The following is an 11999-nucleotide window of genomic DNA, read 5'->3' as shown; positions in this document are numbered from 1 at the left end:
ATGCGAAGTGGATATTTGTAAAAATGCCAAAGATTAAAACTGTACGTGGCGCCGCTAAGCGCTTCAAGAAGACCGCTTCTGGCGGCTTCAAGCGTAAGCACGCGAACCTGCGTCATATTCTGACTAAAAAGTCTACTAAGCGTAAACGTCACCTGCGTCCGAAAGGCATGGTGTCTAAAGGCGATCTGGGTCTGGTTATTGCCTGCCTGCCGTACGCATAAGTAAATTTTTTTAGTTTAATTCCCCGAAAGATTTCGGATTGCAGCAAGGCGGCAACTCAATGAATCCCTGAACTTACATCAGTAAGTGACTGGGATGAATGAAGACAGCCAACGCCGCTGCGGCACGAAAGATGAAGGGAAATCACAGAATATGATATAGGAGAGCTCACATGGCTCGCGTTAAACGTGGTGTAATTGCTCGCGCACGTCACAAGAAAATCTTAAAACAAGCTAAAGGCTACTATGGTGCACGTTCACGTGTATACCGCGTTGCCTTCCAGGCTGTTATCAAAGCTGGTCAGTATGCTTACCGTGACCGTCGTCAACGTAAGCGTCAGTTCCGTCAACTGTGGATCGCGCGTATCAACGCTGCGGCTCGTCAGAACGGTATCTCTTACAGCCGTTTCATCAATGGCCTGAAAAAAGCCTCTATTGAAATCGACCGTAAGATTCTGGCTGACATCGCTGTATTCGACAAAGTGACATTTACTGCACTTGTTGAAAAAGCAAAATCAGCTCTGGCGTAAGTCGGTTGAAAAAGGGAGCTTGCTCCCTTTTTTATTACCCGCAACTCACGCAAAAGATTGACATTTTGGCCGCTGCGCATTTCAATAGTGCGGTTTCTAAATATGACAAGGTAACGCAAGCATGAATGCTGCTATTTTCCGTTTCTTTTTTTACTTTAGCGCCTGAACATCAGGGGCTTTTGCGCATAAGAAAAGAAACGAAAAATCGCGCTGAAAGCCTCCCTCGTGGAGGCTTTTTTGTTTCTGGCGACACTTAATCGGATCATCTGATCCCAACGAGAACTGACCAGCCCGGCTGGAAGAAGAGGAAATCATGTCCCAACTCGCAGACCTGGTGGCTCGTGCCACGGCCGCCATCGACGAGGCGGCGGATATCGCTGCTCTGGACGCCGTGCGCGTCGAATTTCTGGGTAAGAAAGGGCATCTGACGCTGCAAATGACCACCCTGCGTGAACTGCCGGCAGAAGAGCGCCCGGCTGCGGGTGCGGTCATCAACGAGGCCAAACAGCAAGTGCAGGACCGCCTTACCGCGCGCAAAGAGACGCTGGAAAGTGCGGAGCTGAATGCGCGTCTGGCTGCGGAAACCATCGACGTGTCGCTGCCTGGCCGCCGCGTTGAGAATGGTGGCTTGCATCCGGTGACCCGCACTATTGATCGTATCGAAACCTTCTTCGGCGAACTGGGTTTCGCGGTGGTAACAGGTCCGGAAATTGAAGACGATTACCACAACTTTGATGCGCTGAACATTCCCGGCCATCACCCGGCGCGTGCCGATCACGACACTTTCTGGTTTGATGCGACGCGTCTGCTGCGCACCCAAACTTCAGGCGTGCAGATCCGTACCATGAAAAACCAGCAGCCGCCAATCCGCATCATCGCGCCAGGCCGTGTTTATCGCAACGATTACGATCAGACGCACACGCCAATGTTCCACCAGATGGAAGGTTTGATTGTCGATAAAGACATCAGCTTTACCAACCTGAAAGGCACACTGCACGATTTCCTCAACAACTTCTTCGAAGAGAATCTGCAAATTCGCTTCCGTCCTTCTTACTTCCCGTTCACCGAACCGTCCGCAGAAGTGGACGTGATGGGTAAAAACGGCAAGTGGTTGGAAGTGCTGGGTTGCGGCATGGTGCACCCGAACGTATTGCGCAATGTTGGCATCGATCCGGAAATTTATTCGGGCTTTGCGTTTGGCATGGGCATGGAGCGTCTCACCATGCTGCGCTACGGTGTGACCGATCTGCGCGCCTTCTTCGAAAATGATTTACGTTTCCTCAAACAATTTAAATAAGGGCAGGTTATCCAATGAAATTCAGTGAACTCTGGTTACGCGAATGGGTAAATCCAGCCCTGGACAGCGCTGCGCTGTCTGAGCAAATCACCATGGCCGGCCTTGAAGTGGACGGCATGGATCCGGTTGCCGGTGCGTTCCACGGTGTCGTGGTGGGTGAAGTGGTTGAGTGCGGCCAGCATCCGAACGCCGACAAACTGCGCGTCACCAAAATCAACGTCGGTGGCGATCGCCTGTTGGATATCGTCTGCGGCGCGCCAAACTGCCGTCAGGGCCTGAAAGTGGCGGTGGCGACCGTTGGCGCTGTGCTGCCGGGCGATTTCAAAATCAAAGCAGCAAAACTGCGTGGCGAGCCGTCTGAAGGCATGCTGTGCTCCTTCTCTGAGCTGGGTATTTCCGACGATCACAACGGCATCATCGAGCTGCCAGCCGATGCGCCAATTGGCACCGATATCCGCAGTTATCTGCAGCTGGACGACAACACCATTGAAATCAGCGTCACGCCAAACCGCGCCGATTGTCTGGGCATCATCGGGATTGCGCGTGATGTAGCAGTATTGAACGGTTTGCCGCTGACGGCACCCGCAATTGAGCCGGTAAAAGCCACCATCAACGATACCTTCCCGATTCGTGTTGATGCCACCGCCGCGTGCCCGCGCTACCTTGGCCGCGTGGTGAAAGGTGTCAACGTTAAAGCCGCTACGCCATTGTGGATGCGTGAGAAGCTACGTCGTTGCGGTATTCGCTCAATCGATCCGGTGGTCGATATCACCAACTTTGTACTGCTGGAGCTTGGCCAGCCGATGCATGCCTTCGATCTCGACCGCATCGACGGCGGCATCGTGGTGCGTATGGCAGAAGAGGGCGAAGTGCTGACGCTGCTGGATGGTACCGAAGCTAAACTCAGCAGCGACACGCTGGTGATTGCCGATCACCACAAAGCGCTGGCGATGGGCGGCATCTTTGGTGGCGAGCATTCCGGTGTTAACGAAGAGACGCAAAATGTGCTGTTCGAATGCGCCTACTTTGATCCGCTGGCGATCACCGGCCGTGCTCGCCGTCAGGGCCTGCATACCGACGCGTCACATCGTTACGAGCGTGGCGTCGATCCAGCGTTGCAGCACAAAGCGATTGAACGCGCGACGCAACTGTTGCTCGACATCTGTGGCGGCGAAGCGGGCCCGGTCATCGACCAAACTGACGCGAGCGCGCTGCCGCCACGCGCCACCATCACGCTGCGCCGTGAAAAGCTCGATCGTCTGATTGGCCATGTGATTGCTGACGAACAGGTTACTGACATCCTGACGCGTTTGGGTTGCGAAGTGAAAGTGAGTGCAGGTGAGTGGCAAGCCGTTGCGCCAAGCTGGCGTTTCGATATGGCGATCGAAGAAGATCTGGTCGAAGAAGTGGCGCGCGTTTACGGCTATAACAACATCCCTGATGTGCCGGTGAAAGCCAGCCTGATCATGACGCAGCATCGTGAAGCCGACCTGTCGCTGAAGCGTGCGAAAAATCTGTTGGTAGATAAAGGTTATCAGGAAGCGATTACTTACAGCTTCGTTGATCCAAAACTGCAACAGTTGCTGCATCCGGGCGAAGAGGCGCTGATCCTGCCCAGCCCAATCTCCAGCGATATGTCGGCAATGCGCCTGTCGCTGTGGACCGGTTTGCTGGGCGCGGTGGTATATAACCAAAACCGTCAGCAGGGCCGCGTACGCCTGTTTGAAAGCGGTTTACGCTTTGTTCCTGATACACAGGCCGATCTGGGTATCCGCCAGGATCTTATGCTGGCCGGCGTTTTAAGCGGTAATCGCTATGAAGAGCATTGGGATCTGGCGCGTCAGACGGTTGACTTCTATGATTTGAAAGGCGATTTAGAATCGCTGCTGGATTTGACCGGTAAACTTGATGAGATTTCCTTCCGTGCGGAAGCCAATCCGGCGCTGCATCCAGGACAAAGCGCCGCAATTTATTTACGCGGCGAACGAATCGGATTTATCGGGGTGGTTCATCCAGAGCTGGAACGTAAGCTGGATCTGAATGGTCGCACCTTAGTGTTTGAACTGCTTTGGAATAAGGTCGCAGACCGCGTCCTGCCTGATGCGCGCGAGATTTCTCGCTTCCCGGCAAACCGTCGTGATATCGCCGTTGTGGTGGCTGAAAATGTGCCTGCAGCAGATATCATTGCGGAGTGTAAGAAAGTTGGCGTAAATCAGGTAGTTGGCGTAAACTTGTTTGACGTGTACCGTGGTAAGGGCGTAAACGAAGGTGAAAAGAGCCTAGCGATTAGCCTGATTTTGCAGGATACCAGCCGGACACTCGAAGAAGAGGAGATTGCCGCGACCGTTGCCAAATGCGTTGCGGCATTAAAAGAGCGATTCCAGGCAACCTTGAGGGATTGAACCTATGGCGCTTACAAAAGCTGAAATGTCAGAGTACCTGTTTGAAAAACTCGGGTTGAGCAAACGCGATGCCAAAGAGTTGGTAGAACTTTTTTTTGAAGAGGTTCGCCGCGCGTTGGAAAACGGAGAACAGGTAAAACTGTCCGGATTTGGTAATTTTGATCTGCGTGACAAAAACCAGCGTCCGGGCCGTAACCCGAAGACGGGGGAAGATATCCCTATCACCGCGCGCCGAGTGGTGACATTCCGTCCGGGACAGAAGTTGAAAAGTCGCGTCGAGAACGCGACACCCAAGGATGCTGACTAATTTCAGTACGACAAAAAGGCCGCTTAGCGGCCTTTTTTTTGTCTTAAATCTGGCCGCTCCTCACGATTTATTCACGATGTAAGGATTTAGTAAGTATCCGGAAAATAGGGCGAAAATCGGTCCTCACCGATAGTGACGGCATCAACACTTTTGTTATAACAGCGCCATCACAGAGCAAAGGGTTTGAATAATGAAAAAGACAGCAATTTTATTAAGCGTCCTGTTAGGCATGCCGCTGCTGGCTAGCGCCAATGTTTCCGTCAACATCAACACCCCGGGCGTTTCGGTGCATATCGGCGATCAGGATAAACGCGGCTACTATTGGGATGGTTACGACTGGCGTGCGCCAACGTGGTGGAAACAGCACCATAACCAGCGCATCGGCACCAAAGGTCCGCACGGTTACTGGAACGGTAACGGCTGGCAGGCGCAGCATCCGGGCAATGGACCGCACCGCGACGACAAACGTCAGCCGCAACCGCAGCATCACGACCAGCGTGACAATCAGCAGAAGCGTGATAATCATGGTCAGCCGCTTCCTCCGCATCAGTAAGGCTTCTCCAGCGGCGCCTCCACAGCGCCGCTTTCTTTTTGCTGTAATCCCACTACAATCAAATCTCTGTTTTCTCAGCCAATCTTATCTATGACTCTGCTGGATCAGCTTGCTTCCCAGGCAAATCGCCGCAGCCAGCGCTGGCTCATCGCACTCATTGCGCTGCTATTGCTGCTCATCGGGCTTAGCCTGTGTGCCGGCGACAGCTGGATCTCCCCCACACAATGGTTTTCGGCGGAAGGCGATCTGTTCGTCTGGCAACTGCGCATGCCGCGCACGCTGGCGGTGCTGCTGGTGGGTGCAGCGCTGGCGGTGTGCGGCGTAGTGATGCAGGCGCTGTTTAACAATCCACTGGCGGAGCCCGGCTTACTTGGCGTGTCTAACGGGGCGGGGATTGGTCTGGTATTAGGCGTGATGCTCGGTAACGGTTCGCTATGGAGCTTAGCGCTGGCGGCCATGGCCGGTGCGCTGCTGATCACGCTGATGCTGCTGCACTTCGCTCACAAACAACTCTCAGTGAGCCGCTTACTGCTGACCGGCGTGGCGCTTGGCATTATCTGTAGCGCCATCATGACGTGGGCAGTGTACTTTAGCACCAGCCTCGATCTGCGTCAGCTGATGTACTGGATGATGGGCGGCTTTAGCGGCATCGACTGGCGCTATGGCTGGATGATGTTGGCGCTGCTGCCGGTAACGCTGCTGCTGATCGCCACCGCACGCACGTTGAATTTGCTGGCGCTGGGCGAAACCTCGGCACGTCAGCTCGGATTACCGCTGCTGCTGTGGCGCAACCTGCTGGTGCTGGCGATGGGCTGGCTGGTGGGCGTGAGCGTAGCGATGGCGGGTGCGATCGGTTTTATTGGTCTGGTTATCCCGCATCTATTGCGTCTCAGCGGTTTTAGCGATCATCGTTATTTGTTGCCTGCGGCGGCGTTAGCCGGTGCCGCAGTGCTGCTTGGCGCGGATATTATTGCGCGGCTGGTGTTAACCTCTGCCGAACTGCCGATTGGCGTGGTAACGGCCACGCTCGGCGCGCCGCTATTTATCATGTTATTAGTGAAGTCTTCGCGCTAGCTTTGGCTGGCAACGTGTTATCAACAACAGGAATCGACTATGAGCATTTATCAGACAGAACTGGTTACGCTGGACGGTGAAAAAACCACGCTGGCGGCCTATGAGGGCAAGGTGCTACTGGTAGTCAATGTGGCATCCAAATGTGGCCTGACGGCGCAGTATGAGCAGTTAGAATCGCTGCAGAAAGCCTGGCAGGATAAGCCGTTCAGCGTGCTTGGCTTCCCATGCAATCAGTTCCTCGAGCAAGAGCCGGGCAGTAACGAAGAGATCAAAACCTTTTGCAGCACCACTTACGGCGTCACTTTCCCGATGTTCGATAAAACCGATGTCAACGGCGAGCATCGTCACCCTCTCTATGCGCAGTTGACGGCGGCGCAGCCGGTGGCGCAACGCCCGGAAGGCAGCGGTTTCCTCGAGCGCATGGAGAGCAAAGGGCGCGCGCCGAGAGCGCCAAGCGATATCCTGTGGAACTTCGAAAAATTCCTTATTAATAAGCAAGGCAAAGTCACTGCGCGCTTCTCACCGGATATGACGCCAGACGATCCCATCATCCTGAAAAGTGTAGAGCAGGCGCTGGCCGAATAAATGCTATTGCAGTGTCAGGGAGTCAGCGTCACAGGGCGGCTGGCTCCCGTTGAACTTAGCGTTAACGCCGGTGAATTAGTGCATCTGGTGGGGCCGAACGGCGCCGGCAAAAGTACCTTGCTCAACGCGCTGTCCGGTTTGTTGCCGAGTCAGGGCAGCATTCTGCTGGATGGCGCGCCGCTGTCCACGTTAAACGGTGCAGCATTGGCCCCGCTGCGCGGCTGGCTGCCGCAACAGCAGATGGCGCCGGGACAAATGCCGGTGTGGCATTACTTACGCATGCATATCACCGCACAAACGGCGAAAACAGACTGCGTGTTACAAGACGTGCTCGCGCAGTTAGCGCTGCAGGACAAACTGACGCGCAGTCTTACGCAGCTTTCTGGTGGCGAATGGCAACGCGTGCGGTTGGCTGCCGTGGTGTTGCAGGTTCATCCGGCGATCAATCCACGCGGCAAACTCCTGCTACTGGATGAGCCGATGAGTGCACTCGACGTGGCGCAGCAACGCGCGGTCGATAAGCTGCTGGCTGAACTGTGTTGCAGCGGCCTGGCGATTGTTGCCAGCGGGCACGACCTCAACCACAGCCTGCGCCATGCCGCTCGCGTGTGGTTAATGCATCAAGGCGCGGTTGTCCGTCAGGGCAGGGCCAGCGAGGTGCTGACCGCTGCGCATTTAGCGCCGCTTTACCAAACCCCGTTTGAACAAATTGATACCGCACAAGGCCCGCTGCTGTTTATTCCCTGACAGAGGATTGCGTGCCGTGGCGCTTTGCCGCTACAGTGTCTGCCGGACAAGGAAGAAAGGGAAAGGCGGATGCGGCTGACAATTTTGATTTTGACACTATTGCTGGCGGGCTGTAGCCATCATGCACCGCCGCCGAATGGCCGTTTGTCTGACTCTATCACCGTGATTGCCCAACTCAACGATCAGCTGAGCCGCTGGCGGGGAACGCCGTATCGCTATGGCGGATTAAGCCGCGGTGGCGTGGATTGTTCCGGCTTCGTCTATCTCACCTTCCGCGATAAATTCGATATGCAGCTGCCGCGCTCGACCATTGATCAAACCGACATTGGTACGCGCATCGACAAGGGCGATCTGCTGCCTGGCGATCTGGTGTTCTTCAAAACCGGCAGTGGAGAAAACGGTTTGCACGTCGGTATTTACGATACCGACAACACCTTTATTCACGCCTCAACCAGCCAGGGTGTGATCCGCTCGTCGCTGGATAATGTTTACTGGCGTAAAGTATTTTGGCAGGCGCGTCGCATCTAAATAGCGTTGTTATCGCTTAATAAAGGCGCGAAAAAAGAAAGGGTATCTCACCCTGAATTAAATCTGAATTCTGCCGATATTTAACTATCATTTAAAATGGCACTTTACCCGCCATCGATTTAATACTAATAATAAAGCTAAATTTATTTAATTGGTATGGACATTAACCCCGGCTTATTTGGCTTAAGTATTATTTGCGGTTTAAATCAGCGTAATAAGACCTAAAACGGCACCTCTTCAAACGTTTGGTCCTATTGCCTGGTGGTATTCGTTGATATACGATGCGCCAATTGCCATTGCTTCTGGCTTGAAAAATGAAAGTCCATTTGTCTGCCGACTATCAGTCGGAAACCTGGTTTTATCCAGTTTACTCTCTGGCGGGCCAGCTGACTGCGGTCGAGCTGGTGACGCAATTTGTCCACGACAGCGCACCTATTACGCTGCCGCAGGATTTGCTGTTGCCGCAATTGGACGATGCGCAGCAATTACGTTTGCTGCAGAGCCAGCTTTCATTGCTGGAAAAGTACCGCGACTTTTTTGAGATTAATCAAATTACCGCGTTGGTACGTATTGATGATTCTATGGCCAATACACTTTTAGCCAGCGAATTTCTGTTAAGGAAATTCCGACAAATCCCTTTTATTGTTTTAGATATCAGCGAAACGTTTCCGCAATTATCTTTGGGTAAATCCCATCCATTGCTCGCAGCATTACAAAGTGAATTTCGTTTATCGCTTTCACAATTTGGCGCAGGAAAAGCACCAGCAACCGCGGTGTACGATAATCTGTTTAGCGTGTTAAAACTGGATAAAGCCTTTATTCACAACCTGGCCAAGCGCGCCTCGTTTACGCCTTTTATTCAGACAGTTATCAATAATTTTTCCGATTTTGCGGACCAGATCATTATTTGTGGTATTGACGATAACCACATGATGGAAAAGATGACCACGTTGAGTGGTGCGCAGCTACAGGGCAGCCTGCTCCCGGTGGTGAAAGCTGAACGTCTTGACGATCTCATCTATTCCGACCTGAATTTACACACGCCTTCGCAGCAGTAACCCTTTCGCCTGTCTTCCGCGCCGCGTCGGCGTTACACTCTCTGTTATCTTATAACTTATTGCGGGTGCCTGATTTAAGCGCACCTTCCGGAGTGTCGATGCAATTTACCAATAGCTGGCAGCAAGAATTACCCGGATTCTACACCGCGCTGGACCCAACGCCATTAGTGGGCGGACGGCTGTTTTATCACAATGCCCCGCTGGCACAAGAGATGGGTTTAGACGATGCGCTGTTCGCCGGCAGCGGGCATGGCGTGTGGTCAGGACGCGAACTGCTGCCCGGCATGTCGCCGCTGGCGCAGGTTTATAGCGGCCATCAGTTTGGCGTCTGGGCCGGACAGCTGGGCGATGGGCGCGGCATTCTGCTGGGTGAACAGCAGCTGGCCAACGGTCGCAAGCTCGACTGGCACTTAAAAGGGGCCGGATTAACGCCCTATTCGCGCATGGGCGACGGTCGCGCGGTGATCCGCTCCAGCGTACGCGAATTCCTCGCGTCTGAAGCGCTGCACCATCTTGGCATTCCCACCACGCGCGCGCTGGCGTTAGCCATTGGCGATGAGCCGGTGCTACGCGAAACCCAGGAACGCGGTGCGATGCTGATGCGCATTGCCGACAGCCATCTGCGTTTCGGTCATTTTGAGCATTTCTATTACGGCGGTGAACAAGACAAAGTGCGCCAGCTGGCGGATTACGCCATTCGCCATCACTGGCCGCAGCTCAAGGATGAAGCGGATCGTTACCTGCTGTGGTTCACCGATATCGTTAAACGCACGGCGAGCCTGATCGCCCATTGGCAGAGCGTTGGCTTTGCGCACGGCGTGATGAACACCGATAACATGTCGATTCTGGGCTTAACGCTGGATTACGGTCCTTACGGTTTCCTCGACGACTATCAGCCGGATTACATTTGCAATCACAGTGACTATCAGGGCCGCTACGCTTTCGAAAATCAGCCGATGATTGGCTTGTGGAACCTTAATCGCCTGGCGCATGCCTTGTCGGGCTTGATGACCACCGAGCAGCTTAAGCAGGCGCTGAGTCATTATGAAGGTGAGCTGATGCGCGTTTGGGGGGAGAAAATGCGTGCCAAACTCGGCTTGCTGACGGCGGATGCCAATGACAACACGCTTCTGACTGGCTTGCTGTCGATGATGACGGCGGAACACAGTGATTACACGCTGACCTTCCGCATGCTGAGCGACACGCAGCAAGATGAAAGCCGTTCGCCGTTGCGTGATGAGTTTATCGATCGTGAGGCCTTTGATCGCTGGTACAGCGATTATCGCCAGCGTTTGTTGCAAGACCACGCCAGCGATGCGCAGCGTCAGGCGGTGATGAAGGCGGCGAATCCGGCGCTGGTGTTACGCAACTATCTGGCACAGCAGGTGATTGAAGAGGTCGAGAACGGCGAGACCACGGCGTTAGCGAAGCTGCATAGCGCGTTACAGCAACCGTTTAGCGATGCGGCCGTCAGCGCAGAGTTGCGCCAACGGCCACCAGAGTGGGGCAAAACGCTTGAAGTGAGTTGTTCCAGCTAGATCAGCATTAAAAACGGCTGTTGACCGCGGCAGCCAGTTTTGCCAGCACCTCGGCGCTGTCTTCCCAGCCGAGACACGGATCGGTGATTGACTGACCATAGGTCAGCGCCGCACCGCTCACCACTTTCTGATTCCCTTCCTGCAGGAAACTCTCGATCATCACGCCCGCAACCGCGCGCGATCCGGCACGGATTTGCGCCGCCACATCATCGGCAACGTCACGCTGACGAACGTGCTGCTTCAGGCAGTTGCCGTGGCTGAAGTCGATCACCAATTGCTCCGGCAGATTGAAGTCGCGCAGATTGGCCGCTGCCGCCGCCACATCTTCGGCGTGATAGTTCGGCTGACGACCGCCGCGCAGGATCACGTGACCATGCGGATTACCGCTGGTTTGATAGATGGTCATCTGACCGTTTTTATCCGGTGACAGGAACATGTGGCTGGCACGCGCGGCGCGAATCGCATCGACCGCAATTTGCACGTTGCCGTCGGTGCCGTTTTTGAAACCGACCGGACAGGAGAGCGCTGACGCCATTTCACGATGAATCTGGCTTTCGGTGGTACGTGCGCCAATCGCGCCCCAGCTGATTAAGTCGGCAATAAACTGGCCGATCACCATATCGAGGAATTCAGTGGCGGTTGGCATGCCCAGCGCGTTGATATCCAGCAGCAGTTTGCGCGCAATGGCGATGCCGCGGTTTACATCGTAGCTGCCATCCAGATCGGGATCGGAGATCAGGCCTTTCCAGCCAATCACGGTGCGCGGTTTTTCGAAATAGGCACGCATCACGATTTCCAGACGATCTTTATGGCGCTCACGCAGCACGTTCAGACGTTCAGCATACTCAATCGCCGCTTTAGGATCGTGCAGCGAGCAAGGGCCAATAATCACCAGCAGACGCGGATCTTCACCGGTCAGAATGCGCGCGATGCGCTGGCGGGAAGCGGTGACGTTGGCGGCAATCTCTGCCGAAATAGGGTGTTCATGCGCGAGCGCAGCCGGAGTCAGTAGGCTACCGATGCGCGCGGTACGCAGTTCATCAGTCTTGTTCATTGAGATTCTCAAAAATTTGTTCTTCGCAGCGGTGAAATACCGGGAAGTGATGGTGATCACAATAAACTAATAGCCTGCGAATTCAACCTGCTAAAAACAAAGGTCTTA

14 protein-coding genes and 1 other annotated feature are annotated in these 11999 nt (G+C 54.3%); of the genes, 13 read left to right on the top strand and 1 reads right to left on the bottom strand.

Going from position 1 to position 11999, the window contains the following annotated elements; translation table 11 throughout:
* Positions 1–23 precede the first annotated feature (23 nt).
* From rpmI to MWH02_RS02935, 13 genes are all read left to right on the top strand, one after another.
* Entirely contained in the window at positions 24–221 is a 198-nt protein-coding gene (gene rpmI / locus MWH02_RS02995; protein ID WP_004157374.1) for a 50S ribosomal protein L35, read from the top strand.
* Positions 222–391: 170 nt separating this feature from the next.
* Positions 392–748: a 50S ribosomal protein L20 gene (rplT, locus tag MWH02_RS02990; protein ID WP_007892678.1), complete on the top strand. Its 357-nt coding sequence runs from the start codon at positions 392–394 to the stop codon at positions 746–748.
* 116 nt (positions 749–864) lie between these two features.
* Positions 865–990: a sequence feature (Phe leader region), on the top strand.
* The gene (gene pheM / locus MWH02_RS02985) at positions 870–914 is read left to right on the top strand and encodes a pheST operon leader peptide PheM (protein ID WP_106120997.1); all 45 of its coding nucleotides are present in this window, start codon (positions 870–872) and stop codon (positions 912–914) included. (Overlaps the previous feature by 45 nt.)
* 71 nt (positions 991–1061) lie before the next feature.
* A complete protein-coding gene (gene pheS, locus MWH02_RS02980) occupies positions 1062–2045 on the top strand; it encodes a phenylalanine--tRNA ligase subunit alpha (protein ID WP_101764574.1) in 984 nt (327 codons plus the stop codon).
* Between the two features lie 14 nt (positions 2046–2059).
* Positions 2060–4447, top strand: coding sequence for a phenylalanine--tRNA ligase subunit beta (pheT, locus tag MWH02_RS02975; RefSeq protein ID WP_271459874.1), 2388 nt, complete (start codon positions 2060–2062; stop codon positions 4445–4447).
* A gap of 4 nt (positions 4448–4451) precedes the next feature.
* Positions 4452–4754 (top strand): integration host factor subunit alpha, encoded by a 303-nt coding sequence (gene ihfA, locus MWH02_RS02970; RefSeq protein ID WP_007892687.1) that lies wholly within the window; start codon positions 4452–4454, stop codon positions 4752–4754.
* 190 nt (positions 4755–4944) lie between these two features.
* Positions 4945–5307: a DUF2502 domain-containing protein gene (locus MWH02_RS02965; RefSeq protein WP_271459873.1), complete on the top strand. Its 363-nt coding sequence runs from the start codon at positions 4945–4947 to the stop codon at positions 5305–5307.
* Between the two features lie 90 nt (positions 5308–5397).
* Positions 5398–6381 carry a vitamin B12 ABC transporter permease BtuC gene (gene btuC, locus MWH02_RS02960; RefSeq protein ID WP_101764571.1) on the top strand — a complete coding sequence of 328 codons (984 nt, stop codon included), beginning with the start codon at positions 5398–5400 and terminating at the stop codon, positions 6379–6381.
* Positions 6382–6420: 39 nt separating this feature from the next.
* Complete coding sequence (locus MWH02_RS02955) at positions 6421–6966, top strand: glutathione peroxidase (RefSeq protein ID WP_271459872.1); 546 nt, start codon at positions 6421–6423, stop codon at positions 6964–6966.
* Positions 6967–7713, top strand: a complete 747-nt coding sequence (gene btuD, locus MWH02_RS02950; protein ID WP_271459871.1) for a vitamin B12 ABC transporter ATP-binding protein BtuD — start codon at positions 6967–6969, stop codon at positions 7711–7713.
* A gap of 69 nt (positions 7714–7782) precedes the next feature.
* Positions 7783–8241, top strand: coding sequence for an NlpC/P60 family protein (locus MWH02_RS02945; RefSeq protein WP_110866019.1), 459 nt, complete (start codon positions 7783–7785; stop codon positions 8239–8241).
* Positions 8242–8555: 314 nt separating this feature from the next.
* Positions 8556–9299 carry an EAL domain-containing protein gene (locus MWH02_RS02940; protein ID WP_271459870.1) on the top strand — a complete coding sequence of 248 codons (744 nt, stop codon included), beginning with the start codon at positions 8556–8558 and terminating at the stop codon, positions 9297–9299.
* A gap of 98 nt (positions 9300–9397) precedes the next feature.
* Entirely contained in the window at positions 9398–10837 is a 1440-nt protein-coding gene (locus MWH02_RS02935) for a protein adenylyltransferase SelO (protein WP_271459869.1), read from the top strand.
* Between the two features lie 7 nt (positions 10838–10844).
* Here MWH02_RS02935 and MWH02_RS02930 read toward each other — a convergent pair whose 3' ends face one another.
* Positions 10845–11891: a 3-deoxy-7-phosphoheptulonate synthase gene (locus MWH02_RS02930; protein WP_271459868.1), complete on the bottom strand. Its 1047-nt coding sequence runs from the start codon at positions 11889–11891 to the stop codon at positions 10845–10847.
* Positions 11892–11999: the final 108 nt, after the last annotated feature.

It is taken from the genome of Pantoea leporis (genome assembly GCF_028048155.1).
GTDB lineage: Bacteria > Pseudomonadota > Gammaproteobacteria > Enterobacterales > Enterobacteriaceae > Pantoea > Pantoea leporis.
Note: the sequence above shows the minus strand (reverse complement) of the source record. Positions and strands in the feature narration are given on the sequence as shown.

Bases quoted from the DNA above. Each gene is read 5' to 3' on its own strand.
- rpmI (WP_004157374.1), top strand. From the start codon at position 24: ATGCCAAAGATTAAAACTGTACGTGGCGCCGCTAAGCGCTTCAAGAAG.
- rplT (WP_007892678.1), top strand. From the start codon at position 392: ATGGCTCGCGTTAAACGTGGTGTAATTGCTCGCGCACGTCACAAGAAA.
- pheS (WP_101764574.1), top strand. From the start codon at position 1,062: ATGTCCCAACTCGCAGACCTGGTGGCTCGTGCCACGGCCGCCATCGAC.
- pheT (WP_271459874.1), top strand. From the start codon at position 2,060: ATGAAATTCAGTGAACTCTGGTTACGCGAATGGGTAAATCCAGCCCTG.
- ihfA (WP_007892687.1), top strand. From the start codon at position 4,452: ATGGCGCTTACAAAAGCTGAAATGTCAGAGTACCTGTTTGAAAAACTC.
- MWH02_RS02965 (WP_271459873.1), top strand. From the start codon at position 4,945: ATGAAAAAGACAGCAATTTTATTAAGCGTCCTGTTAGGCATGCCGCTG.
- btuC (WP_101764571.1), top strand. From the start codon at position 5,398: ATGACTCTGCTGGATCAGCTTGCTTCCCAGGCAAATCGCCGCAGCCAG.
- MWH02_RS02955 (WP_271459872.1), top strand. From the start codon at position 6,421: ATGAGCATTTATCAGACAGAACTGGTTACGCTGGACGGTGAAAAAACC.
- btuD (WP_271459871.1), top strand. From the start codon at position 6,967: ATGCTATTGCAGTGTCAGGGAGTCAGCGTCACAGGGCGGCTGGCTCCC.
- MWH02_RS02945 (WP_110866019.1), top strand. From the start codon at position 7,783: ATGCGGCTGACAATTTTGATTTTGACACTATTGCTGGCGGGCTGTAGC.
- MWH02_RS02940 (WP_271459870.1), top strand. From the start codon at position 8,556: ATGAAAGTCCATTTGTCTGCCGACTATCAGTCGGAAACCTGGTTTTAT.
- MWH02_RS02935 (WP_271459869.1), top strand. From the start codon at position 9,398: ATGCAATTTACCAATAGCTGGCAGCAAGAATTACCCGGATTCTACACC.
- MWH02_RS02930 (WP_271459868.1), bottom strand. From the start codon at position 11,891: ATGAACAAGACTGATGAACTGCGTACCGCGCGCATCGGTAGCCTACTG.